Annotated in this window: 25 protein-coding genes; 6 read left to right on the top strand and 19 right to left on the bottom strand. The window is 63.6% G+C overall.

The genetic code is table 11. The features are described from left to right. Positions 1 to 31 precede the first annotated feature (31 nt). From ACR0LD_RS07845 to ACR0LD_RS07910, 14 genes are all read right to left on the bottom strand, one after another. Positions 32 to 1,180 carry an NADH-quinone oxidoreductase subunit E gene (locus ACR0LD_RS07845; protein WP_480632801.1) on the bottom strand — a complete coding sequence of 383 codons (1,149 nt, stop codon included), beginning with the start codon at positions 1,178 to 1,180 and terminating at the stop codon, positions 32 to 34. Further along, on the bottom strand, positions 1,180 to 2,403 hold the full coding sequence (locus tag ACR0LD_RS07850; RefSeq protein WP_170340391.1) for an NADH-quinone oxidoreductase subunit D: 1,224 nt from the start codon (positions 2,401 to 2,403) through the stop codon (positions 1,180 to 1,182). The genes ACR0LD_RS07845 and ACR0LD_RS07850 overlap by 1 nt, the downstream gene beginning before the upstream one ends. Then, entirely contained in the window at positions 2,403 to 2,528 is a 126-nt protein-coding gene (locus ACR0LD_RS07855) for a hypothetical protein (protein ID WP_261391884.1), read from the bottom strand. The genes ACR0LD_RS07850 and ACR0LD_RS07855 overlap by 1 nt, the downstream gene beginning before the upstream one ends. Positions 2,529 to 2,535: 7 nt before the next feature. Further along, positions 2,536 to 2,709, bottom strand: coding sequence for a hypothetical protein (locus tag ACR0LD_RS07860; protein ID WP_010442775.1), 174 nt, complete (start codon positions 2,707 to 2,709; stop codon positions 2,536 to 2,538). 2 nt (positions 2,710 to 2,711) lie between these two features. Continuing rightward, positions 2,712 to 3,314 carry an NADH-quinone oxidoreductase subunit C gene (locus ACR0LD_RS07865; RefSeq protein ID WP_170340389.1) on the bottom strand — a complete coding sequence of 201 codons (603 nt, stop codon included), beginning with the start codon at positions 3,312 to 3,314 and terminating at the stop codon, positions 2,712 to 2,714. A gap of 12 nt (positions 3,315 to 3,326) precedes the next feature. Beyond that, on the bottom strand, positions 3,327 to 3,860 hold the full coding sequence (locus ACR0LD_RS07870) for a NuoB/complex I 20 kDa subunit family protein (protein ID WP_093964904.1): 534 nt from the start codon (positions 3,858 to 3,860) through the stop codon (positions 3,327 to 3,329). Then, positions 3,851 to 4,216 (bottom strand): NADH-quinone oxidoreductase subunit A, encoded by a 366-nt coding sequence (locus ACR0LD_RS07875; protein WP_093964903.1) that lies wholly within the window; start codon positions 4,214 to 4,216, stop codon positions 3,851 to 3,853. Before ACR0LD_RS07875 ends, ACR0LD_RS07870 begins: the two co-directional genes overlap by 10 nt. A gap of 187 nt (positions 4,217 to 4,403) precedes the next feature. Next, a complete protein-coding gene (locus ACR0LD_RS07880) occupies positions 4,404 to 5,192 on the bottom strand; it encodes a crotonase/enoyl-CoA hydratase family protein (RefSeq protein WP_480636346.1) in 789 nt (262 codons plus the stop codon). A gap of 9 nt (positions 5,193 to 5,201) precedes the next feature. Next, positions 5,202 to 6,056 (bottom strand): hydroxymethylglutaryl-CoA lyase, encoded by an 855-nt coding sequence (locus tag ACR0LD_RS07885; RefSeq protein ID WP_480636347.1) that lies wholly within the window; start codon positions 6,054 to 6,056, stop codon positions 5,202 to 5,204. Positions 6,057 to 6,113: 57 nt separating this feature from the next. After that, on the bottom strand, positions 6,114 to 8,045 hold the full coding sequence (locus ACR0LD_RS07890; protein WP_480636348.1) for an acetyl/propionyl/methylcrotonyl-CoA carboxylase subunit alpha: 1,932 nt from the start codon (positions 8,043 to 8,045) through the stop codon (positions 6,114 to 6,116). 5 nt (positions 8,046 to 8,050) lie between these two features. Then, positions 8,051 to 8,467: an ASCH domain-containing protein gene (locus tag ACR0LD_RS07895; RefSeq protein WP_480636350.1), complete on the bottom strand. Its 417-nt coding sequence runs from the start codon at positions 8,465 to 8,467 to the stop codon at positions 8,051 to 8,053. 13 nt (positions 8,468 to 8,480) lie between these two features. Further along, a complete protein-coding gene (locus ACR0LD_RS07900; protein ID WP_480636352.1) occupies positions 8,481 to 10,085 on the bottom strand; it encodes a carboxyl transferase domain-containing protein in 1,605 nt (534 codons plus the stop codon). Further along, positions 10,082 to 10,882: a hypothetical protein gene (locus tag ACR0LD_RS07905; RefSeq protein ID WP_170445024.1), complete on the bottom strand. Its 801-nt coding sequence runs from the start codon at positions 10,880 to 10,882 to the stop codon at positions 10,082 to 10,084. Before ACR0LD_RS07905 ends, ACR0LD_RS07900 begins: the two co-directional genes overlap by 4 nt. Beyond that, entirely contained in the window at positions 10,872 to 12,404 is a 1,533-nt protein-coding gene (locus tag ACR0LD_RS07910; protein ID WP_480636354.1) for an AMP-binding protein, read from the bottom strand. Before ACR0LD_RS07910 ends, ACR0LD_RS07905 begins: the two co-directional genes overlap by 11 nt. 136 nt (positions 12,405 to 12,540) lie before the next feature. Here ACR0LD_RS07910 and ACR0LD_RS07915 point away from each other — a divergent pair, with 136 nt between their 5' ends. Further along, a complete protein-coding gene (locus tag ACR0LD_RS07915) occupies positions 12,541 to 13,146 on the top strand; it encodes an OmpW/AlkL family protein (RefSeq protein WP_480636355.1) in 606 nt (201 codons plus the stop codon). A gap of 51 nt (positions 13,147 to 13,197) precedes the next feature. On the opposite strand, the gene ACR0LD_RS07920 is transcribed toward ACR0LD_RS07915, so the two are convergent. The 3 genes from ACR0LD_RS07920 to ACR0LD_RS07930 form a co-directional block, all read right to left on the bottom strand. Continuing rightward, a complete protein-coding gene (locus tag ACR0LD_RS07920; protein ID WP_093964895.1) occupies positions 13,198 to 14,361 on the bottom strand; it encodes an isovaleryl-CoA dehydrogenase in 1,164 nt (387 codons plus the stop codon). Positions 14,362 to 14,517: 156 nt separating this feature from the next. After that, positions 14,518 to 15,708, bottom strand: a complete 1,191-nt coding sequence (locus tag ACR0LD_RS07925; protein ID WP_480636358.1) for a DegT/DnrJ/EryC1/StrS family aminotransferase — start codon at positions 15,706 to 15,708, stop codon at positions 14,518 to 14,520. 40 nt (positions 15,709 to 15,748) lie between these two features. Continuing rightward, on the bottom strand, positions 15,749 to 16,420 hold the full coding sequence (locus tag ACR0LD_RS07930) for an HAD-IA family hydrolase (RefSeq protein WP_170357330.1): 672 nt from the start codon (positions 16,418 to 16,420) through the stop codon (positions 15,749 to 15,751). 133 nt (positions 16,421 to 16,553) lie between these two features. On the opposite strand from ACR0LD_RS07930, the gene glmU reads away from it, so the two are divergent. The 3 genes from glmU to ACR0LD_RS07945 are packed head-to-tail and all read left to right on the top strand — an operon-like array spanning position 16,554 to position 20,427. Continuing rightward, positions 16,554 to 17,906 (top strand): bifunctional UDP-N-acetylglucosamine diphosphorylase/glucosamine-1-phosphate N-acetyltransferase GlmU, encoded by a 1,353-nt coding sequence (glmU, locus tag ACR0LD_RS07935; protein ID WP_480636359.1) that lies wholly within the window; start codon positions 16,554 to 16,556, stop codon positions 17,904 to 17,906. A 4-nt stretch (positions 17,907 to 17,910) separates the two neighbouring features. After that, a complete protein-coding gene (gene glmS, locus ACR0LD_RS07940) occupies positions 17,911 to 19,734 on the top strand; it encodes a glutamine--fructose-6-phosphate transaminase (isomerizing) (RefSeq protein WP_480636361.1) in 1,824 nt (607 codons plus the stop codon). A gap of 6 nt (positions 19,735 to 19,740) precedes the next feature. Further along, positions 19,741 to 20,427 (top strand): DNA alkylation repair protein, encoded by a 687-nt coding sequence (locus ACR0LD_RS07945; protein ID WP_480636363.1) that lies wholly within the window; start codon positions 19,741 to 19,743, stop codon positions 20,425 to 20,427. Here the strand turns inward: ACR0LD_RS07945 and ACR0LD_RS07950 are convergent. Further along, positions 20,415 to 20,819 (bottom strand): hypothetical protein, encoded by a 405-nt coding sequence (locus ACR0LD_RS07950; RefSeq protein WP_170340364.1) that lies wholly within the window; start codon positions 20,817 to 20,819, stop codon positions 20,415 to 20,417. The genes ACR0LD_RS07945 and ACR0LD_RS07950 overlap by 13 nt on opposite strands. A gap of 91 nt (positions 20,820 to 20,910) precedes the next feature. On the opposite strand from ACR0LD_RS07950, the gene moaA reads away from it, so the two are divergent. Beyond that, positions 20,911 to 21,918, top strand: a complete 1,008-nt coding sequence (moaA, locus tag ACR0LD_RS07955; RefSeq protein WP_480636365.1) for a GTP 3',8-cyclase MoaA — start codon at positions 20,911 to 20,913, stop codon at positions 21,916 to 21,918. A gap of 1 nt (position 21,919) precedes the next feature. Continuing rightward, positions 21,920 to 23,218, top strand: a complete 1,299-nt coding sequence (locus ACR0LD_RS07960; protein ID WP_480636367.1) for a 3-deoxy-D-manno-octulosonic acid transferase — start codon at positions 21,920 to 21,922, stop codon at positions 23,216 to 23,218. Positions 23,219 to 23,257: 39 nt separating this feature from the next. Here ACR0LD_RS07960 and ACR0LD_RS07965 read toward each other — a convergent pair whose 3' ends face one another. After that, on the bottom strand, positions 23,258 to 24,421 hold the full coding sequence (locus ACR0LD_RS07965; protein WP_170460620.1) for a M20 aminoacylase family protein: 1,164 nt from the start codon (positions 24,419 to 24,421) through the stop codon (positions 23,258 to 23,260). Positions 24,422 to 24,428: the final 7 nt, after the last annotated feature.

A 24,428-nucleotide genomic window follows, 5' to 3' on the forward strand; every position in this document is an offset into this window, starting at 1 on the left:
ACACTCCGGCGCCCTTATCGGGCACCGTCTCTCAGTCTTCGTAGGTGCCGTCTTGCTTGGCACGTTTGGCAAATTCGGTTTCCTCGCCAGCAGCCAGCTTGGCCGCCTGCTCGATCCAACCGTCGCGTTCGATCCGGCCCTTGAACTTCAGCCGGGCATCAACCCAGGCCACATGTTCTGGCGTCCAAGCTGCGATCTGATCGAAGTGGTAGAACCCGAGCTCGTTCAGCGTCTGCTCGAGCTTCGGCCCCACACCTTTCAGCAGCTTGAGGTCGTCGGGCTTGCCGCCGCGCGCACCGCTCAGCGTTTCGGGCTGAGCCTCAGTCGCTTCTGGCTTGGCCGCGGCGCCCTCGGGCGAAGATGGCTCCGCCTTGGCGGATTTCTTGGGCGCGGCCTGACGGGCGGCTGGTTTGCCCTGCTCTGGCACCTTCGGCGGCTTGGGTGCGGCTTTCGCTCCGGCGGCCTTGCCATCCTTGCCCAACCATGGCGTTAGTATCGGAACCTCGGTTCCGTCGATGCGCTTGACGGTATCGCCCAATTCCGTGGCCAGTTGTACACTGGCATTGTGCTTTGCCTTGCTACCTTGATAATCCTTCAGGCTGGTCACCCCGCCCAGAGGCTCGGCCGCAAAGCGACCATTCTGGGGACCGGGCACCGGAACCTTGCCAGCGGCCAGTTCATCAATGATCCGACCAAAACTCTCGGCGGTCAGGTCCTCGTAATAGTCTTTACCGATCTGTGCCATCGGCGCGTTGGTGCAGGAACCCAGGCATTCAACCTCTTCCCAGCTCAGCTTGCCGTCCGCCGACAGTTGGTGCGGCTTGGGCGCGATCTTTTCGCGGCAAACAGCAATCAGATCCTCGGCCCCGCAGATCATGCAGGACGTGGTGCCACAGACCTGAATATGCGCGACGGACCCAACCGGTTGCAGCTGGAACATGAAGTAGAAGGATGCAACTTCGAGCACCCGGATGTACGACATGCCGAGCATGTCAGCGACGGTTTCAATCGCCGGACGGCTCAGCCAGCCCTCCTGCTCTTGCGCGCGCCACAGCAGCGGGATGACCGCGCTGGCCTGACGGCCCTCGGGGTATTTGGTGATCTGCGCTTCGGCCCATTGCTGGTTGGCAGCGGTGAAGGCAAAGCTTTCGGGTTGTTCGGGATGAAGACGGCGGAGCATTAGCGGTCAATCTCTCCAAATACGACGTCCATGGTGCCAATGATGGCGGCGACGTCGGCCAGTTGGTGGCCCTTGGCGACGTGGTCCATAGCCTGCAGGTGCAGGAAACCGGGCGCACGCAGCTTGGCGCGGTACGGCTTGTTGGTGCCGTCGGCGACCAGATAGACGCCGAACTCGCCCTTGGGCGCTTCGACGGCGGCATAGACTTCGCCTGCGGGGACGTGGAAGCCTTCGGTGTAAAGTTTGAAGTGATGGATCAGGCTCTCCATCGAGGTCTTCATGTCCGAGCGTTTCGGCGGGGTGATCTTGCCGCGGGCCAGAATGTCGCCCGGGCAGTCGCGCAGCTTGGCGATGGCTTGCCGGATGATCGACACAGACTGGCGCATTTCTTCCATCCGCACCAGGTAACGGTCATAGCAGTCCCCGTTCTTGCCGACGGGGATCTGGAACTCAAACTCGTCGTAGCATTCATAGGGTTGCGCGCGACGCAGGTCCCAGGCCAGGCCCGAACCGCGCACCATCACGCCCGAAAAACCGTATTGCTGGATATCTTCCTCGGTCACCACGCCGATGTCGCAGTTGCGCTGTTTGAAGATGCGGTTCTCGGTCAGCAGTCCGTCAATGTCGTCCAGAACGGCGGGGAATTCGTGGCTCCAGGTCTCGATGTCATCCAGCAGTTCGGGCGGAAGATCCTGATGTACACCGCCGGGGCGGAAATAGGCCGCGTGCAGGCGCGCACCGCAGGCTCGCTCGTAGAACACCATCAGCTTTTCGCGCTCTTCAAAGCCCCACAGCGGCGGTGTCAGCGCGCCCACGTCCATCGCCTGCGTGGTCACGTTGAGCAGATGGTTCAAAACGCGCCCAATCTCGGAATAGAGGACCCGGATCAACGAGGCCCGGCGCGGAACTTCGACGCCGGTCAGCTTTTCGATGGCAAGGCACCAGGCATGTTCCTGGTTCATCGGCGCCACATAGTCCAACCGGTCGAAATACGGCAGGTTCTGCAGATACGTCCGGCTTTCCATCAGCTTTTCGGTACCGCGGTGCAGCAGGCCGATATGCGGGTCGCAACGCTCGACGATCTCGCCGTCCAGCTCAAGCACAAGACGCAAAACTCCGTGCGCCGCAGGGTGCTGCGGGCCGAAGTTGATGTTGAAGTTGCGGATCTTCTGTTCTCCGCTCAGCGCGTCCGTGCTGCCGTCATCGTATCTTGAGCCGTCCATCAACGCCCTCGTTTCTTTTTCGCTTCGGCCCGAACCCGGACCTTTTCCGCCTCAAGCGCCTTGGCCGCGGCCCCCGCCAGCAGGACCCCCAGCGCACCCAACGCAATCAGTTCCCCCAGCAGCATGACCATCTCAGCGGCGCTCCAGTTCCTGCAGTTTCAACCCGACCCACCACAGCAACGCGATCGTGCCGAATGGGACCAGGCAGAGAAGGCACCAGTATTTGTTGATCCCGAAAAACGGCAAAATCTTCACCATCGGAATGATGGTCAGTGCAGAAAGGATCAGCCACCAGATGCCACCCATTGTCAGGTCTCCTGTTTTTCATCCCCCGGCAGAACATAGTTCGCACCTTCCCACGGGCTCATGAAATCAAACTGGCGATACTCCTGAACCAGCGAGACCGGTTCGTACACGACCCGTTTCTGCGCTTCGTCGTAGCGGACTTCGATATACCCGGTAGTCGGAAAATCCTTGCGCAGCGGATAGCCGCGGAAGCCATAGTCGGTCAGGATGCGACGCAGGTCCGGGTGGCCCGAGAACAGGATGCCGAACATGTCGAACACTTCACGCTCGAACCAGTTGGCCGAGGGGTGCACATCGACGATCGACGGAACCATGTCTTCCTCGCGCACCGAAATCCGGATCCGGATGCGCTGGTTCTGGTACATCGAAAGAAAGTGGTAAACCACGTCGAACCGTTTGGCACGTTCGGGGTAATCAACTCCGGTAATGTCGACCAAGGTCGAAAACTTGCAGTTCTGATCCGTTTTCAGAAACTCGACAAACTCCACCAGGCTCGAGGGCGCAACATCAACCGTCAGCTCGTCATGGGCTACGCTCCATGACAGAACACAGTCCGTGCGCTTCAGCTCGATATGCGTGCCGAGTTCCTTGAGTGCTTCGCTCATCTCGGTCCCTCCTCAGCGGACGATGGTGCCGGTGCGGCGGATCTTGCGCTGCAGCTGTAGCAGACCGTACAGCAGCGCCTCGGCCGTCGGCGGGCAGCCGGGCACATAGATGTCCACCGGAACGATGCGGTCGCAACCACGCACGACGGAATAGGAATAGTGGTAATAGCCACCACCATTGGCGCAGGATCCCATCGAGATCACATAGCGCGGCTCGGGCATCTGGTCATAGACCTTGCGCAGCGCCGGGGCCATCTTGTTGGTCAGCGTACCGGCCACGATCATCACGTCCGACTGGCGCGGGGATGCGCGCGGCGCGATGCCGAAGCGTTCGGCGTCGTAGCGCGGCATCGAGGTGTGCATCATCTCGACCGCGCAGCAGGCCAGACCAAAGGTCATCCAGTGCAGCGAGCCGGTGCGCGCCCAGTTGATGATGTCCTCGGACGAGGTCAGCAGGAACCCTTTGTCCTGCAGCTCCGCGTTCAGGGCCTGAGTGGCGACTTCCTTGTCGACGCCCGCGGTGTTTGCACCCGTCATCACTCCCATTCCAGGGCCCCCTTCTTCCATTCATAGGCAAAGCCGATGGTCAGAACGCCCAGGAACACCATCATCGACCAGAAGCCGACATCGCTGATGTCCTTGAAGCCCACGGCCCAGGGAAACAGGAACGCAATCTCGAGGTCGAAGATGATGAACAGGATCGACACCAGATAGAATCGGACATCGAACTTCATCCGCGCATCGTCGAACGCGTTGAACCCGCATTCATAGGCGCTGACCTTTTCGGGGTCGGGATTGCGGACAGCCAGAACGACGGCGGCCAGAATCAGGACGATTCCAAGGCCCACGGCGACGGCCAGAAACACCAGGATCGGGAGATATTCCCGCAACAGCTCTTCCACGAGTGGCTCCTTTCCTGCGCATCCCGAACGAGACGCGCCGTCAATTGGCGTGTTGACTGGACATTCTCTATCCGCGCGGGGTCAGAGGGTCAACCGAGCAGAAGCGCGCATGGCACCTAATATTCGGCTTGCTAACGCCCAGCGCTGCACCAGGCGCAAGCCCTTGGCTTCAAATGGTCGCGGGCGGTCAAACCTTACTATTCCATGAAGGTTTTCGCTTGTCGAAGAAAGCGCTGATTCCCTCATGCGCTTCGTCGGTTTCCCAACGGTCGACCAGCGCTCGGATCGTGTGATCGATCACCGCGTCGTCGATGCGCGGCCCGAGGTCCCGAACCAACGCCTTGGCCGAGGCCACGGCGCCCGGCGCACAGGACAGATAAGGCTGCACTTCGGCTTCGATCGCGGCATCCAACTCATCCGCCGGAACGGCCCGCGCCAGCAGGCAGAGTTCTACCGCCTCGGCCGCGTCGAACAGACGCGCCGACATGAACACGCGTCGCGCGCGGGCCTCACCCATGCGGGCGATAACATAGGGCCCGATGGTAGCCGGGATCAGCCCCAGCCGGGTTTCGGTCAGCCCCATCTTCAGGCTGTCCACGCCGATGGCCACGTCGCAGACCGACGCCATCCCGACACCCCCGCCAAAGGCGTTGCCCTGCAGCGCGCCGATCAACGGTTTGGGAAGGGTGTTCAAGGCGTTCAACATCTCGGCCAACTTGCGCGCCTCGACAAAGCGGGTCTCGGGGTCGGCGGCCATCTGGGCCTGCATCCAGCCCAGGTCGCCCCCGGCGCAGAAGCTTTTGCCCGCGCCGGTCAAAACTACGACACGCACGTCGTTGGTTTCTCCCAATTGCGCGGCGGCCTGGGTCAACTCGGCGATCATCTGCGCCGACATCGCGTTGTGTTTTTCCGGCCGGTTCAGCGTCAGCGTGGCAACGCCGCGCGGGTCGGTGGAGATCGAGATGGTTTCAAACATGTCAGCCTCTTATCCCGCCCGCATCGCGCGGGCCATTTCCGCCGCTTCGTTCAGCACGGCGGCGTCCAGTCCGGTGTCATAGCCCAGCCGCTCGAGATGCGCGGCCACGGCTTCGGTTGCCACATTCCCGGCCGCGCCCGGCGCGAAGGGGCAGCCGCCCAATCCGCCCACGGCCGCGTCGAACACCCGGACGCCCAGCGCAAGAGACGCGTCGATATTGTCGATCGCGCGCCCGTTGGTGTCGTGGAAATGCCCGGCCAGGCGGGTCGCGGGCACGTATTCACGCACCGCCAGCAGCATCCGTGCGATGCTATCGGGTGTCCCCTGCCCGATCGTGTCGCCCAGCGAGATCTCGTAACAGCCGTGCGAGAACAGCAGGTCGGCCACCTCGGCCACTTTGGCGGGCGGAGTCGGCCCGTCATAGGGGCAGTCGGTCACGCAGGAAACATAGCCGCGCACCGGCAGGTCGATATGGCGCGCCGCCTCGAGGATCGGGACGAACCGCTCGATGGATTCGGCGATGGTCGCGTTGATGTTGGCCTTGGAAAACCCCTCGGAGGCCGAGGCAAACACCGCGATTTCATCCGCCCCGGCAGCCAGCGCGTCCTCATAGCCGCGCATGTTCGGGGTCAGCGCGGCATAGCGCACGCCGGGGGCGCGGGTGATCCCGGCCAGCACCTCGGCGCTGCCGGCCATCTGCGGCACCCATTTGGGCGACACGAAACTGGCCACCTCGATCCGGCTGAACCCCGCCCGGCTGAGGCAGTCGACCAGCGCGATCTTCTCGGAAACCGGGATTTCGCGCTTTTCGTTCTGCAGCCCGTCGCGCGGCCCCACTTCGAAAATCTCGACACGTTCCGCCATGGCGGTGCCCTCCTGTTCAGTACCGGCCCGCCCTGTTCGGGGCGGGCGTTCAGGGTTTCAGTCCTCTTCCAGCCGGACCAGCGCCGCGCCGGCCTCGACCTGCGATCCAGCTTCGGCCAGAACCTCGGCCACGACACCGTCGCGGGCGGCCAGCAGCGAATGTTCCATCTTCATGGCCTCGAGAATGGCCAGCCGGTCGCCTTCCTTCACTGCCTGTCCCGGCGCGGCGAACACCGCCTTGACCAGCCCGGGCATCGGCGCTTCGACCACGTTGGTGTCACCGGCGGCGCTGACGTCTCGGTCCAGCGGGTCCAGCATCTCGAAGTTTACGCCATAGGCGTCGAACACGGTGACATCGTGGCCTGCAATCGCAACCGGCGGCATCGGCTGGCCGTCGATGATCCAGCGGCCGTTGACACGTTCGGCGATCACGCTGATCCCGCCGACCTGCCAGTCCTGCCGGTCCGGCCCAGCGACCTGGACGTCCATATCCAGAACCTCGCCGTCGCGCTTCAGCTGAAGCGCCCGGTGCAGCGGGGCCCAGAGGGTAAACCCGGTGTCCTCGGCGGGTTTGTCCAGCCCGGTCGCGGCCATCGCCGCCGCAACGGTCATTGCCGGAGCGACGGCGGGTTCGCGCACCAGATCATCCAGATCGCGGCCGATCAACCCGGTATCGACATCGCCCGCCGCAAACCCGGCGTGCCGGGTCAGTGCGCCCAGGAAAGACAGGTTGGTGACGGTTCCTGCCACCTGCGTCCAGCGCAGTGCGCGGTGCAGTTGCTCTAGAGCCACCGCGCGGGTCGGGCCGTGCACGATCACCTTGGCGATCATCGGGTCATACCATGGGCTGATCGTGTCGCCCGCACGCACGCCGCTGTCGGCGCGGCAGCCGTGCGGAAACTCCAGATGGGTCAGGGTGCCCGTGGCGGGCAGGAACCCTTTGGGTACGTCCTCGGCATAGAGCCGGGCCTCGAAGGCGTGGCCGTTGATCGACAGCTCTGCGTGCCGCTTGGGCAGGCTTTCCCCGGCCGCAACCCGCAACTGCCATTCGACCAGGTCGATGCCGGTTATGGCCTCGGTCACCGGGTGCTCGACCTGCAGGCGGGTGTTCATCTCCATGAACCAGAACCGGTCGGGCCGCAGCCCGTCCGAGGCATCGACGATGAACTCCACGGTGCCCGCGCCCTTGTAGCCGATGGCCTCGGCCGCGCGCACGCCCGCCTGGCCCATCGCTTCGCGCATCTCGGGCGTCATTCCGGGGGCCGGCGCTTCCTCGATCACCTTCTGGTGGCGGCGCTGCAGCGAGCAGTCGCGTTCGAACAGATGCACGGCATGGGTGCCGTCACCAAAGACCTGAACCTCGATATGGCGGGGCTTGGCCACGAATTTCTCGACCAGAACAGCATCATTGCCAAAGGCGGTCTTGGCTTCGCCCCGGGCGCTGTCCAGGGCGGCCGCGAAATCCGCAGGATTCTCGACCAGCCGCATCCCCTTGCCGCCACCGCCGGCCACCGCCTTGATCAGAACCGGATAACCGATCGTGTCGGCCGCACCGGCCAGATGCTCGGGGTCCTGGTTGTCGCCGTGATAACCGGGTACGACCGGGACGCCGGCCTGCTCCATCAGCGCCTTGGCCGCATCCTTCAGGCCCATCTTGCGGATCGCATCCGCAGAGGGACCGATGAAGGTCAGGCCCGCCGCCTGCACGGCATCGACGAAATCGGGGTTCTCGGACAGAAAGCCATAGCCGGGGTGGATCGCCTGCGCACCGGTATCCAGCGCGGCCTGAATGATCACATCCCCCTTCAGATAACTGTCGGCCGGAGCCGCCCCGCCGATATGTACGGCCTCATCCGCCATCTGCACATGTTTGGCGGCCGCGTCCGCATCCGAGTACACGGCAACGCAGGCCACGCCCATCTTGTGCGCGGTTTCGATGACCCGGCAGGCAATCTCGCCCCGGTTGGCGATCAGGATCTTGTCAAACATGGCCGTTACCCTTTCCCTGCCAGATCTTCCACAAGGCGAAACCGTTCGCAGACCAACTCCATCTTCGGATCGAAGCCGCCGTTTCTTTCGAAATATCTGCGATGATCATCGCGCCAGCCTTCCAGGCTGTCGTTTTCGCCCTCGGCCAGGGCAAACGCCTCGTCGACATCGCAATAGCGCCGGACCGTCACATCGACCGTTTCGATGACCAGCGCGGGCCGTCCGTCCCAGTCCAAGGCGATGTCGCGGCGGCCGACCTGCGGCATCGCCTCGCCACCCGCCGTAAAGTCGCGCAACGCGCCACATGTCGCGGTCTTGTGCCCCGAGCGGACCAGAGCCAGCAATTCGTCGCACAATGCCCGGCTGTCGCCGAACTGAAAGGTCTCGGCCCCTGGATATTTTTCTTTCAAGCTTTCCAGCATCGAACCGTCCCTTCTACATCCGGAACACGCCAAAGCGCGTGTCCTCGATGGGTGCGTTCAACGCGGCGCTCAGCGACAGGGCCAGCACGTCCCGGCTTTTACGCGGGTCGATGATGCCGTCATCCCACAGCCGGGCAGAAGCATAGAGCGGGTGCGACTGCTCCTCGAACATCTCGAGCGTCGGGCGTTTGAATTCGGCCTCTTCTTCGGCCGACCAAGTGCCGCCCTGCCGTTCAATCCCATCGCGTTTGACCGTTGCTAGAACACCGGCGGCCTGCTCGCCGCCCATGACCGAGATACGGCTGTTCGGCCACGTCCACAGGAACCGGGGCTGATAGGCGCGGCCCGCCATGCCATAGTTCCCGGCCCCGAAAGAGCCGCCCACCAGCATGGTGATCTTGGGCACGCTCGTGGTGGCCACGGCGGTCACCATCTTGGCGCCGTGGCGCGCGATGCCTTCGTTCTCGTACTTGCGGCCCACCATGAAGCCGGTGATGTTTTGCAGGAAGACCAGCGGGATCTTGCGCTGGCTGCACAGTTCGACGAAATGCGCGCCTTTCTGCGCGGCCTCGGAAAACAGCACGCCATTGTTGGCGATGATCCCGACGGGGCAGCCTTTGACATGAGCAAAGCCTGTCACCAACGTTTCACCGAACCGAGGCTTGAACTCGTCAAAGCGCGAGCCATCGACCAGACGTGCGATCACCTCGCGAATGTCATACGGGGTGCGCAGATCGGCCGGGACGACGCCCAGAATTTCCTCGGGGTCATAGGCCGGGTCTTCGGGGCTGGCCCAATCCACCGTCTGCGGCTTGTTCCGGTTCAACGAGCCAACAGCCCGGCGGGCCAGAGCCAGCGCGTGCGCGTCGTCCTCGGCCAGATAGTCGGCCACGCCGGACAGGCGCGTGTGCACGTCGCCGCCGCCCAGGTCCTCGGCGCTGACGACCTCGCCCGTCGCCGCCTTGACCAGCGGCGGGCCGGCCAGAAAGATCGTGCCCTGTTCCTTGACGATGATCGTCACATCGGACATGGCCGGCACATAGGCGCCGCCCGCGGTGCACGAGCCCATCACCACGGCAATCTGCGGGATGCCCTTGGCGCTCATCCGTGCCTGGTTGTAGAAGATGCGGCCGAAATGGTCGCGGTCGGGAAAGACCTCATCCTGGTTGGGCAGGTTCGCGCCGCCGCTGTCCACCAGATAGATGCAGGGCAGATGGTTTTCCTCGGCGATCTCCTGCGCGCGCAGGTGCTTTTTGACCGTCATCGGATAATAGGTACCGCCCTTCACGGTCGCGTCGTTGCAGACCACCATGACCTCTTGCCCCTGCACCCGGCCGATCCCCGCGATCACGCCGGCACAGGGGGCCGCGCCACCGTACATGCCATGCGCCGCCGTCGCGCCGATTTCGAGGAACGGAGACCCCGGATCCAGCAGGTTGGCCACCCGCCGCCGGGGCAGCATCTTGCCCCGCGACACATGGCGTTCGCGCGATTTCTCGCCCCCACCCATGCGCGCGGCCTCGGCGGCCTCGGAGATCTGCGCCAGCGCCTCAAGGTGCGCGGCACGGTTTTGCTTGAAGCCATCGGACGAGGGCAAAGCGGAAGATCGCAGCTTCATCTGGTATACTCTCTCAGAAATTCGCGAACGGGGTTTTCGCTGACGCCAAAGCTCTGCATGATGCGCGCATAGCCCTGCGACACGTTGCTGGAGCAGACGGTGTCCAGCTTCTTGATTTCCGGCTCTTCGAGGAAGTCCTCAAGGTCCCACATCGGAACCATGAAATAATACTCGAACGGCTGCATCTCGGCCGCCATTTCCATCGCCTCGACGGCCTGGTCCTGTTCACCCCGGCACAGATAGGCCAGCGACAGGTTGCGGTAGGCGCCTGCCAGGCTCTCAAGGTCGTCATCGGCCTCGTACTGGTTGACCGCAAGTTTGAGCCGCCCAACGACCTGACGGTCGAAATACCCATCATCCGCCTGCGCCTCGGGCAGGAACATCGCGACATAGGCCAGCTTCTCGTCATGCCAGCCGTCGGTCTGCATTTCATTGCTGAAAACCGAGTGCAACATCCGGATTTCCGGTTCGAATTTCAGGGTGCCGTCGGAATCGGCCACCGCATCCAGATAGTTGTCGTAAAAGGCGATCTTTCGTTTGTCATCGGCGTCCAGCCTGGCGACCCGATCGGCGATCTTGCGCAATTCCGAGATGGCCTCATCCGGGTAGCCGTATAAAACCAGAAGGTCGGCCAATTGCAGTTTTTCGATGACGGCGATCTTTTCTTCGACCGCCTTGTCGATCGTGTCGTGCATCCACGTTTCGAAATAGGTCTTTCCGGCCCACACGGCCCCGATGACCGCGATGACTGTCGCGCTGAACTCGATTCCGGTCCGGACGCTGGATTTATCTGCCATGGCACATCTCCTCGGACGCGCGACGTTTCAATTCCTTGCGAATGACTTTTCCCGTCACGGTCAAAGGCAAGTCTTGCACAAAAGCCACCTCTCGCGGGTAGGAATAATGCGCCAGACGGTCCTTGACCCAATCCTGCAGCTCTTGCTCCGAGGCCTCGGACCCCGGTTTCAACACCACATAGGCCTTCACGATCTCGGTCCGCAGCGGATCAGGTTTGCCGACCACGCCCACTGTGGCCACCGCCGGATGGGTCAGCAGGCAATCCTCGATCTCGGCCGGGCCGATGCGGTAGCCGGCCGAGGTGATCACGTCATCCTCGCGGCCGACAAAGCGCAGATAGTCGTCCTCCCACACGCCGCGGTCACCGGTGATCAGCCAATCACCGCGAAACTTCTCGGCCGTGGCCTGCGGGTTGTTCCAGTATTCCAGCAGCATCGAGGCTGAACCGCGCCGGATGGCCACATCACCCTCGGCGTCGGTCGGGTTGCCGTCCGCGTCTATCACCGCGACCTCATGCCCCGGCACCGGTTTGCCGATGCAGCCCGGGCGCGCGGGGAAATCCTCGGCGCAGGAGGAAACCACCATGTTGCATTCGGTCTGGCCGTAGAATTCGTTGATCGTCAGGCCAAAGGCCCGCTCTCCCCACGCCAGCATTTCCGCGCCCAGCGGCTCGCCGCCCGAAGCCACGGACCGCAGGCCGGGGATCGTCACATCCGCGGCCTTGAGCATCCGCAGGGCTGTGGGCGGAAAGAACACGTTGCGCACGCCGCCGCGCGCGATCACATCCGCGCAGGCCGGCGGGGTAAACTTGTCGAGCCGCGCGGCGACGACCGGAATGCCCAGTGCCAGCCCCGGCATCAGCACGTCGAACAACCCGCCGATCCAGGCCCAGTCGGCCGGCGTCCACAGGCAGTCGCCCGCGCGCAGGTGGTTGTGGCTGATCGAAACGCCCGGCAGATGCCCGGTAAGTACCCGGTGCCCGTGCAGCGCACCCTTGGGCTTGCCCGTCGTGCCCGAGGTATAGATCAGCACCGCCGGATCTTCGGGGCCGGTGTCAGCATAATCCACCGCAGGCCCGTCCGCCCCAAGCTCGGACACGATCAACGGCTGCGCCAGATCGCCCAGCATATCGGCGCCCTCGCCGTCGGTCAGCACATACCCGGCCCCCGCATCGCCGATGCGCGAGGCCAGGGCATCGCGCTTGAACAGCTTGAACAGCGGCACCGAGATTGCCCCAATCTTCCAGATGGCCAGATGCGCCGCCGCGCACCACGGCGACTGGCTGAGCAGCACGCCGACCCGGTCGCCGGGTTGCACCCTGCCCACCAACCCGCGCGCCAGCCGGTCGGTCATTTGTTCCAGTTCACCATAGGTGATCTCGGTCGTAGCCTCGGAAGACAGATCGAGGATCGCCACCTGCTCACTAGGCCGCGACAGGCACTGACGTGCCATGTTCAGCCTGGGCGGAATGTCCCAGCTGCCACCAGACCGCAAACCCGGTATGACCTCAGCGGGACGCATGGCGTTTTTCCCTTAAATTTAAGCGACTTGCCGCGCCAAATTGAATATCGAACATCAACGAAACTTGATGCAGATCAGAGTGGCCGCCCCGTCCTGCAGGCATGGTCGGCTTGCACACAAAACCAAAGGCAAGAACATGACCAGCAAACTCGCCATCCTCACCTTTTCCACCGCGTTGGCCGCTGCTTCGGCCCCCGCATTCGCCCAGTCTCAGGGGGACTGGACCGTTGGTGTCGGTATCGGCTACCTCGACCCGAAATCCGACAACGGATCCCTCGCCGGCTTCAGCGCCGACGTCGACTCGGACACCCGCCCGATCTTCACCGCCGAGTATTTCATTCGTGACAATCTGGGCATCGAGCTTTTGGCCGCAACGCCGTTCAGCCATGACATCACGCTGGGCGGAAGTGTCGACGCGGGCAGCGTCAAGCACCTGCCGCCCACACTGTCGCTGAACTACCACTTTGCAACCAGCAGCGCCTGGAAACCCTATGTCGGCGCCGGTTTGAACTACACCGTGTTCTTTGACGAGGAATCGCCGCTGGGCGATCTGAAGGTCGACGACTCGTTCGGCGTGTCGCTGCAGGCCGGCCTGGACTACATGGTCACGGACAAGGGCGCGGTTCGCCTGAACGTCCGCTGGTTCGACATCGACTCGGACGTCACCCTCAACGGAGCCGACATCGGCAAGGCCGAGATCGATCCGTGGCTGGTTGGCGTGTCCTACGTCCATCGCTTCTGATCCTTCGATCGGATACGCCTCGCCGTGACCTCGTCGGCGAGGCGTTTTTCTTCAAAGCATTTTGTTCATCAATTCGCGACCGATCAGCATTCGGCGGATTTCGCTGGTGCCCGCTCCGATCTCCATCAGCTTGGCGTCGCGGAAGATCCGGCTGACCGGCGCATCCGCCAGGAACCCGGCGCCGCCCATGGCCTGAACGGCCTGATGCGCCTGCACCATCGCCTGCTCGGAGGCGTAAAGGCAGCACGCCGCCGCATCCTGCCGGGTTACATCGCCCCGATCACAGGCCTTGGCAACCTCGTAGACATAGGCACGGGCCGAGTTCATCGCCGTGTACATGTCGGCGATCTTGCCTTGCATCAGCTGGAAGGTTCCGATCGGTTTGCCGAACTGCTTGCGCTCGGCCAGATAGGGCATGATCTCGTCCAGGCAGGCAGCCATGATGCCGGTGCCGATCCCGGCCAGCACCACACGCTCATAGTCGAGGCCCGACATCAGCACCGCAACGCCCTTGCCCTCTTCGCCCAGCACGTTCTCGAACGGCACCTCGACATCTTCAAACACCAGCTCGGCCGTGTTCGAACCGCGCATGCCCAGCTTGTCGAAATGGGGCGAGGTCGAGAACCCCTTCATGTCCTTCTCGATCAGGAAGGCGGTGATGCCCTTGGAGCCAGCCTCCGGGTCGGTCTTGGCATAGACAACCAGCGTATCGGCATCCGGACCGTTGGTGATCCAGTATTTGTTGCCGTTCAGGCGGTAGTGGTCATTGCGCTTTTCGGCGCGCAGCTTCATCGACACAACATCAGACCCCGCCCCGGGTTCCGACATTGCCAGGGCACCTACGTGTTCGCCTGAAATCAGGCGCGGCAAATATTTCTGCTTCTGCTCTTCAGTGCCGTTCAGCTTGATCTGGTTGACGCAGAGGTTGGAATGCGCCCCGTAGGACAGCGCCACCGATGCCGAAGCGCGTGCGATTTCTTCAACCGCGATCGTATGCGCCAGATAGGTCATTTCGGCGCCTCCATACTGTTCGGGAACGGTTACGCCCAGCAGACCGAGTTCACCCATTTCCTTCCACAGCTCGTTAGGAAACGCGTTCGTCTTGTCGATCTCGGCCGCCATCGGCTTGACCCGCTCCTGCGCCCAGCGGTGCACCATCTCGCGCAGCGCGTTCACATCTTCACCCAGATCGAATTGCATTGTCGCCGTGAACATCCGCGCTCTCCTCTTTCGCGTTAATGAACAGGTGTTCAATAAACTGATACAGACCTTTCCCCGCGCGGTCAATCATCGCGTGACCCAAATGAAAAAGCCGCCCCAAGGCGGCTTTTGCAGGGTTCGAGCATGCGCCGCATGGCGCACTCGATTGATTTACTGTTGGAAAACAGCGCCGACCTCGGCGCGGATGATGTCGGAAATCAGGCGGCAATCGTCCAGCGAGAAGGTCAGCGGAACGCGCATGTCGATGATCCCGCGCAGAATCCGGTCGGTCTCGGGCATCCGCTCCGACTCGGCATAGCGCCAGCTGTCATAGCGCGAGGTGAACCCGGTCGGCTCGGCCCCGCCGAACCACTTCAACTCGACTCCGCGATCGGCGCAGCGTCGCAGAACCTCGGTAATCCTGTCCTGCGCCCAATCCAGCAGAAGGAACTGGATCGACGAGCCGACATAGCTCTCCTCGGCAGGCCGCTCGACGATGGTCAGGCCGGGCGTGCCGCGCAGGCCCGCCTCGATCTCGGCATAGCGTTCGTTCCAGCGCCGCACCTGCCGATCCAGATCGCGCAATTGGGGGCGCAGGATCGCCGCGCGCAGATTGTCCATCCGCCCCGACACGTTCGGCGTGGTGTATTTGATCCGCTCGAACACCTCGGGACCCGGCGCCGCAAGGTGGCGTTCGTACAGCATGTACGAGCCCGACAGCATCGTGGCTTTGGCCGCCAGCATCTCGTCATCGGTAACCAGCAGCCCCCCCTCGCCCGAGTTCACATGTTTGTAGGTCTGACAGGAATAGCAGCCGATCGCCCCCTGACGGCCGGACAACTGTCCGCGCCAGGCGGCGCCCATCGTATGGGCGCAATCCTCGATCACCGTCACCCCGGCGGCGTCGCACATCTGCATCAACCGGTCCATGTCACAGAGGTGCCCGCGCATGTGGCTGAGCATCAGAACCTTGGCGCGGTCCAGCTTGGCCTCCAGATCGTCCAGATCGATGGTCAGCTCCTCGGTCACGCCGACGAAAACCGGGCGCGCATTGACCGAGGCGATCGCCCCCGGCACCGGGGCCAGCGTGAAAGCGTTGGTCAGAACCGCATCTCCCGGCTGGACACCCACGGCACGCAGGGCCGTGGCCAGCGCATAGCCGCCCGACGACACGGCCAGACAGTATTTCGCACCCATCTGCGCGGCAAATTCCTGTTCCAACAGGGCGGTTTCGCTCAGCTCTCCGGGGGCCACGTTGTAGCGGTGCAACCGCCCGTGACGCAGAACAGCCAGCGCCGCCTCGATCGCCGCGTCGGGGATCGGCTCCTGCTGGGTGAAACTGCCAGAAAATCGCTCGGTCATGGCGTCGTTTGTGGGGCCAGTCGCAGCGCGGGTCAAGAGATCAGGCCGCCGCGCCCACAAGCTCGGCGACGATTGCGGGCAGATCGTCGAAATGGTGCAGCAGCGCATCGGGCTGCAGTGCGGCCATGTCATCACCGGACGGGCCGAAGGTCACAAGGATCGAAGGCACCCCTGCGGCCCGGGCCGTGTTACGGTCGGTATCCGAGTCGCCCACCAGTATGCAGTGGTCGGGAAGCCCGCCGGCCCGGCGCGCCGCTTCACGCAGCGGCGCGGGGTCGGGCTTGCGCACCGGCAGCGTGTCCGCCCCCACCAACGAGCCGAACAACGCCCGCGCTCCCAGCCGCGTCATCAGCAGCTCGGCCAGCGCCTCGGGCTTGTTGGTGCAGATGCCGACACCGTATCCGGCGGCCTTCAGCGCCTCGACCGCCTGCAGCGCGCCGGGATAGAAGGTGGTGTGGGTGTCGATCGCCTGCCCATAGGCCTCGAGCAGGACCGGGTAATAGGCGTTCACGGTCTCTTCGTCATAGGCGCCCACGCGTTTCAGCCCGTGGGTCAGCATCATCCGCCCGCCGCGCAAAGCCACCGCCGCATCCTGCCCGTGCACCAGCACGTCGCCATGCCCCATCTGCCGGAAACAATGGTTGGCCGCCGCCAGCAGATCGCCCGACGTATCGGCCAAAGTCCCGTCCAGATCGAAGATGACCGTGCGCATTCTGTCTCCTTGCTCGGCAGTTTTCCGCCATGTCGTGTTGCAAACGGCAATCTTGTTTGATGGCCGAACGGCTTGCGCCTTTGCCCTCAGCGGATAAAACGGACCGCGACAAAACAAAAGAGAAAACGCATTCATGAGCACTGCCCTTGTCATCCTTGCCGCCGGAAAAGGCACCCGGATGAATTCGGATATCCCAAAGGTTCTGCACCCGATCGCCCAGGTTCCGATGCTGGTGCACGCCATGCGCGCCGGGTCGGCTCTCGCACCCGAACGCACGGTCATCGTCACCGGCCACGGCGCTGAGGCGGTGGCCAAAGTCGCGCAGACCGAGGATGAAGACGCCCGCATCGTCGTGCAGGACCAGCAGCTGGGCACCGCCCATGCCGTCGCTCAGGCGCGCGCGGCTTTGGACGGGTTCACCGGCGACGTGGTCGTTCTGTATGGTGACACCCCGTTTCTGCAGCCCGACACGCTGGAGCGCATGATCGCCGCGCGGGCTGACAACGATCTGGTGATCCTGGGTTTCGAGGCCGCCGACCCGGCCCGGTATGGCCGCTTGGTGATGAAGGGCGATGCTCTGGAACGGATCGTCGAGTTCAAAGATGCCTCGGATGAAGAACGTGCCATAACCTTCTGCAACTCGGGCCTTCTGGCCTGTGACGCGGGCACTCTGTTCGACCTGATCGACGCGGTCGGAAACGACAACGCGTCGGGCGAATACTACCTGACCGACGTGGTCGAGATCGCGCGCGACCGCGGCCTGAAGGTCACCGCCGTTTCGTGCGACGAAGCGCAGACGCTGGGCGTGAACTCGCGCGCTGATCTGGCCGCGGCCGACGCCGTGTTCCAGGCCCGCGCCCGGGCCGAGCTACTGGATCTGGGCGTCACCCTGATGGCCCCCGAGACGGTCTATCTGGCTGCCGACACGGTGATCGGCCGCGACACGGTGATCGAACCCAACGTGGTCTTCGGCCCCGGCGTCACGGTCGAAAGCGGCGCGGCGATCCGGGCGTTTTCGCACCTGGAAGGCTGCCATGTCAGCCGCGGCGCCGTGGTCGGCCCCTATGCCCGGCTGCGTCCGGGGGCGGAACTGGCCGAGAACACCCGTATCGGCAATTTCGTCGAGATCAAGAATGCCGAAATCGCCGAGCGCGCCAAGGTCAATCACCTCAGCTATATCGGCGATGCGTCGGTGGGCGCGGGTACGAATATCGGCGCGGGCACCATCACCTGCAACTATGACGGCGTGATGAAGCACCGCACGGTGATCGGCGAGAATGTCTTTGTCGGCTCGAACACCATGCTGGTGGCCCCGGTCACCGTGGGCAGCGGCGCGATGACGGCCACCGGCACCATCGTGACCCGCGACGTCGAACCCGACGCCCTGGCGGTAGGTCGCGCCAAACAAGAAAATAAGCCGGGCTATGCCCGCAAGCTGTTCGAGATGCTGAAGGCGAAAAAGGCACGCCGGGACAAGGGAGCCTGAGTAAATGTGTGGAATTGTTGGCGTATTGGGCAAGCACGAAGCGGCGCCCATCCTGGTCGAAGCGCTGAAGCGGCTGGAATACCGCGGCTATGACAGTGCGGGCATCGCAACCGTAAACGGCGGCAAGCTGGGTCGTCGGCGCGCGGTAGGCAAGCTGGTCAATCTCAGCGACCTGCTGGTGCATGACCCCCTGCCCGGCAAGTCGGGCATCGGGCATACGCGGTGGGCGACCCATGGCGTACCCTCGGTCAGCAACGCGCACCCGCATCAGGCCGGACCCGTTGCAGTGGTCCACAACGGCATTGTCGAAAACTATCGCGAGTTGCGGGCCGAACTGGCCGAGAACGGCATCGATTTCCAGACCGAGACCGACACCGAAACCGTCGCGTTGATGACGGAATTCTACATGAAATCGGGGCTGAGCCCGGTCGAGGCCGCCTTCAAGACCATCGACCGGCTGCAAGGCGCCTTTGCGCTGGCCTTCTTGTTCGATGGCGAGGATGACCTGATCGTCGCCGCCCGCAAGGGCTCGCCCCTGGCCATCGGGCACGGGGATGGCGAGATGTTCGTCGGCTCGGACGCCATCGCGCTGGCGCCGCTGACCGACCGGATCACCTATCTGGAAGAAGGCGACCGCGCCGTGGTCACCCGCACTTCGGTCGAGATCCGCAACGAGGCGGGCGAGGTCGCCAATCGCGAGATCCGCAAGATCCAGCTGGATCAGACCCGGACCGATAAGGGCGGGCACAAGCATTTCATGGCCAAGGAAATCGCCGAACAGCCGGTGGTGGTGGCCGAGGCGATCCGCTCGTACCTGCCCACTGGCGGCGACCGGGTGGTTCTGCCGGACGCAAATCTTGATTTCTCCAAGCTGGACCGCCTGACCATGGTGGCCTGCGGCACGGCCTTCTATGCCTGTCTGACCGCCAAATACTGGTTCGAGCAACTGGCCCGGATGCCCGTCGAGGTCGATATCGCCAGCGAGTTCCGCTATCGCGAACCGCCGATCTCCGACCGCACGCTGGCCCTGTTCGTCAGCCAGTCGGGCGAAACCGCCGACACCCTGGCCGCGCTGCGCTATTGCGAGGGCAAGGCCGACAAGATCGTGTCGGTGGTCAATGTCCCCGAAAGCTCTATCGCGCGCGAAAGCGACGTGGCGCTGCCCATCCATGCCGGGGTCGAGATCGGCGTGGCCTCGACCAAGGCCTTCACCTGCCAGCTGAGCGTTCTGCTGATGCTGGCGCTCAAGGCCGCGGCCGACCGGGGCACGCTGGACGATGACGCGCTGGCCGATCACGCCGCCGCGCTGCGCGGCTTGCCGACGCTGCTGAACGCCGCGCTGGACCAGGAGGAGGCGATCCGGAAATCCGCGCAGCGCCTGTCCGAGGCGCGCGACGTTCTGTTCCTGGGGCGCGGCCTGATGTACCCGCTGGCTCTCGAAGGCGCGCTGAAACTCAAGGAAATCAGCTATATACACGCCGAAGGTTATGCCTCGGGCGAGCTGAAGCACGGCCCCATCGCCCTGATCGACAAGCACATGCCCGTGGTGGTGATGGCCCCGCGCGACGCGGTGTTCGACAAGACCGTGTCGAACATGCAAGAGGTCATGGCACGCAAGGGCAAGGTCATTTTGGTCTCGGACGACGACGGGATCGCAGATGCCAAGGACGGGGTCTGGAGCACGATCCGAATGCCGCATGCCCACGCCTCGGTCGCGCCGATCCTGTATTCGGTACCCGCGCAGCTGCTGGCCTATCACACGGCGGTCGCCAAGGGCACCGATGTGGACCAGCCGCGCAACCTGGCGAAATCCGTCACGGTCGAGTAAACCGCCATGCCGGACAGCCCTCTGGACCAGATCAACGCCCATGCCGACCCCGACCGGGCCGCCCAGATGGCGGCCTATCACAAGATCGACCGCCCCTATCTTGGGGTACCGAACCCGGTGCTGAATGATCTGACCAGAATCTGGCGGCAGCAGATGGACGTGGACGCCCGCGTCGCGCTGGCCGATCAGCTGTGGCAGACCAACATCCACGAGGCGCGGCTGGCCGCCGCCAAGCTGCTGACGCAGGCCCGCATCCGTCCCGATCAGGCGGTTTGGGACCTGCTGCAAAGCTGGCTGCCCGATTTCGACGCCTGGGCGGTGGCCGATCATGCCAGCATGGCCATGCAAAAGCGCCTGTGGGCCGATCCTTCGCGGCTGGATCAGGTCGAAAGCTGGACGACCTCAGATCACATGTGGACCCGACGCGCCGCGCTGGTGGCCACCCTGCCCTGGACCAAGCAGAACCACCCCAAGCCCGAAGACCTTCAGCGCCGCGACCGAATTCTGGGGTGGGCCGCCGGCTATATCCCCGATCGCGACTGGTTCATCCAGAAGGCGGTGGCCTGGTGGCTGCGCGACCTGTCCAAACATGACCCCGACCGGGTGCGGGCGTTTCTGGCCGCGCACGGTCACGCGATGAAGCCTTTTGCCCGCAAAGAGGCCGGCAAGTACCTGAAAGATCAGTTGGAATAAACGTCCAGTTCAACCAGTTCGTCAAACGGCACCAATAGCGCACGCATCGCCTCAACCGACAGGCGGCTGCCGCCTGAGGGCGCCGGTACAAGTGTGATATAGGCCTGCGCGCCCGTCTTGGGCACGACCACCCGGCCATTGATCTCAGTTTCGACCAACGGCGTTTCAAGCCAGCGTCCGGGCTTGTTCGGATCGCCCAGTCCGGCAATCGTTGTCTTGGCGCCGGCCCATCCGGTGTTCACGGCCGCAACAGGCGTTGCTTCCACCTCTTCGGTCGCAGCGGCGGTTTCTGTCGTCTGCGCAGGTTCCGCATCCGGGGCGCGATCAAGGCTTTGCCGCACCGCATCACAGCCGGTCAAAAACGCAGGAATAATGACAAACAGGTATCGCATGCAACCAGCCTACCCCTGCCCGCGCCCGCGTTCCACCCCTCAAGCGCAGTTCTGACTTGTCGCAAGGCACGGTGCGCTTTACCTATTGGGCATGACTTCTCCGTTGATCGACCCGTTTGCCCGCGCAATCACCTATCTCCGCGTCTCCGTCACGGACCGCTGCGATTTCCGCTGTGTCTACTGCATGTCTGAAAACATGACCTTTCTGCCCAAGAAAGAGCTGCTGACGCTGGAAGAACTGGACCGGATGTGTTCGACCTTCATTCGACTGGGCGTGGAAAAGCTGCGGATCACCGGGGGCGAGCCGCTTGTGCGCCGTGGGATCATGGGGTTCTTCGACTCGATGACCCGGCATCTGGACAGCGGCGCACTGAAAGAGCTGACGCTGACCACCAATGGCTCGCAACTCGCCCGGTTCGCCGACGACCTGTATGCCGCCGGGGTGCGGCGGGTGAATGTCTCGCTCGACACGCTGGACGAGGACAAATTCGCCCAGATCACCCGTTGGGGTCGCTTGAAACAGGTCCTGGGCGGGATCGATGCCGCGCAGAAGGCCGGGTTGCGCGTCAAGATCAACGCGGTGGCCCTGAAAGGGTTCAACGAGGACGAACTCCCCAAGATCACCCGCTGGTGCGCCGAGCGCGACATGGACCTGACCTGGATCGAGGTCATGCCCATGGGTGACATCGGCAACGAGGACCGGCTGGACCAGTACTGGTCGCTGAAAGACGTGCGGGCCGAGTACGAAAACCACTATACCGTCACCGATCTGGCCGAGCGCACGGGCGGACCGGCGCGCTATGTCCGGTTGGAGGAAACCGGGCAGAAGATCGGCTTCATCACGCCGCTCAGCCATAATTTCTGTGAAAGTTGCAACCGGGTACGCCTGACCTGCACGGGCGAGTTGTACATGTGCCTGGGGCAAGAGGACATGGCCGACTTGCGCGCCCCTCTGCGCGACCACCCCAACAGTGAAGAGCCACTGGAACAGGCGATCCGCGCGGCGATTACCCTCAAGCCCAAGGGCCATGATTTCGACTATTCCCGCCAGAAGATCGATGGCCAGATGAGCCGTCACATGAGCCACACGGGCGGCTGACATGGCAGACCAGTCGGGGCAACCCACGACGCTGTACCGTATGTACTGCGCGTTGACGTCCATCGCCATGCCATTGGCCTGGCGCACCGTTCGCGCCAAGCTGCAGACGGCGGGTGTTTCCGAGGTTCGTCAGCGCGAGCGGCTGGGCCATGCGAGCCAGCCCCGGCCCGACGGTCGGCTGATCTGGTTCCATGCGGCCAGCGTGGGCGAGAGCCTGTCGGTTCTGAGCCTGATCAAGCGTATGAGCGAACGGATTGAGGATGCGCAGTTTCTGATCACCTCTGGCACCCCGACCTCGGCGGCGCTGGTGGAAAAACGCCTGCCGCCGCGCACCCGTCACCAATACCCCCCTCTGGACAGCGCCGGACCGGTGGCGCGGTTTCTGGATCACTGGCGGCCCGATGCCGGTGTCTTCGTCGAAAGCGAGATCTGGCCACGGCTGATCGTCGAGACCGCCCGGCGCGGGACGCCCCTTGCCCTGCTGAACGCACGCCTGTCCGAGAAATCGGTGGCCGGGTGGAAGAAGCGCCCCGACACCGCCCGCTTTGTCCTAGGCCAGTTCCGCCTGTTCCTGACGCAAAACGACCGCACGGCCGCAAACCTGATCGCCATGGGCGCACCCGCCGATCTGGTGCAGCCCGGAACCAACCTCAAGGCCATGTCCGATCCGCTGCCGGTGGATCAGGACGCGCTGACGCAGATCCGCGCGCAGATCGGCGCGCGGCCGGTCTGGATCGCCAGCTCGACCCATGCGGGCGAGGAGGAGACCGTTCTGGCCGCCCATGCCGAATTGCTGAATCGCTGGCCCGACCTGCTGCTGCTGCTGATCCCCCGCCACCCCGAACGACGGGCCGAGGTCTGCGCCCTGATCGATGCCACGGGTCAAAGCCATGCTCTGCGCAGCGCCGGGCAGCCGATCACCGACGACACGCAGGTCTATGTGGCCGATACGCTGGGCGAAACCGGAACGTGGTACGCTTTGTGCCCTATCGTGTTTCTGGGCGGGTCGCTGAAAGAGATCGGCGGCCACAACCCGTTCGAGCCGGCTCAGGCTGGCGCAGCGGTGATCACCGGGCCGGGTTACTACAATTTCGCCGAGACATTTGCCCCGCTGGTGGACAGCGGCGGCGCGGTAGAAGTCGCTTCGGCGCCGGAATTGGCCAAGGCGGTCGAGCCCTGGCTGTCGGACAGATCGGCGCTGTCAGCGGCGCAAGCGGCGGCGCAATCCTGCGTGAACACCCAGAAATCGGAGCTGGATTCGGTTGTGGATACGCTATGCGACAAGCTGGGCCTCAACTGACCGCAAGCGGCAGCGGGGGCCTGCGCCCCCGCCACGGTGTCAGGCTGCGGGCATCCGCTGTTCGACGATCTCGGCCCACCAGCTGCAACCGGCAGGGATCGCCTCGTCGTTGAAGTTGTATTCAGGATGGTGGACCATCGCCGTGTCGCCATTGCCGACCAGGATATAGGCACCGGGACGTTCTTCCAGCATGTAGGCGAAGTCTTCGCCGCCCATGACCAAAGGTGCCTCCTCGCAGGCCCCTGAGATCGAGCGGGCGACCTCGGCGGCGAATTCGGTCTGCTCGTCGCTGTTGATCATGACCGGATAGCCCCGGATATAAGTGACATCGGCAGTACCGCCGAATGTCGCGGCGACGCCCGAGCAGATTTCGTTGATGCGCTGCTCAGCAAGGTCGCGCATCTCTTTGCTCATCGTGCGCACGGTGCCCTTGATCTGCACTTTCTGCGGGATCACGTTGAACGCCTTCGACGAGGTCTCGAACGAGGTGACCGAAACAACGACCTGATCGATCGGATCGGCATTGCGCGACGCGATGGTCTGCAACGCCAGAACCGCCTGCGCTGTCATGACAGTGGTGTCCACGGTTTCATGCGGTTTGGCGGCATGACCTCCGCGACCTTCGAACGTGATATCGAACTGGTCAGTCGCCGCGAAGAACGCGCCCGGCCGGATCGAGAAGCTGCCCACAGGCTTACCGGGCCAATTGTGCATTCCGTAGACTTCCTGAATGCCCCAACGCTCCATCAGGTTGTCTTCGCACATCTCGCGGCCGCCGCCGCCGCCCTCCTCGGCGGGTTGGAAGATCACAACGACGGTTCCGTCGAAATTGCGCGTTTCGGACAGGTATTTGGCCGCCCCCAGCAGCATGGCGGTGTGGCCGTCATGGCCGCAGGCATGCATCGCACCCGGCGTTTTCGAAGCATAGTCCAAACCCGTCGCCTCGTGGATCGGCAAAGCATCCATATCCGCCCGCAATCCGATCACCTTCCCCTTGGTGTCGGACTTGCCTTTGATCACCCCGACAACTCCGGTGCGGCCAATCCCCGTGACCACCTCGTCGCAGCCGAATTCTTTCAGCTTTTCCGCAACCAGCGCGCTGGTGCGATGCGTATCGAACAGAATTTCAGGATTCTCGTGAATATCACGCCGCCAGGCGGTGATTTCATCCTGCAATTCGGCAAAGCGGTTCTTCACTGGCATCTTCGTC

The sequence above is a fragment of the Ruegeria sp. BF8 genome, assembly GCF_056538625.1.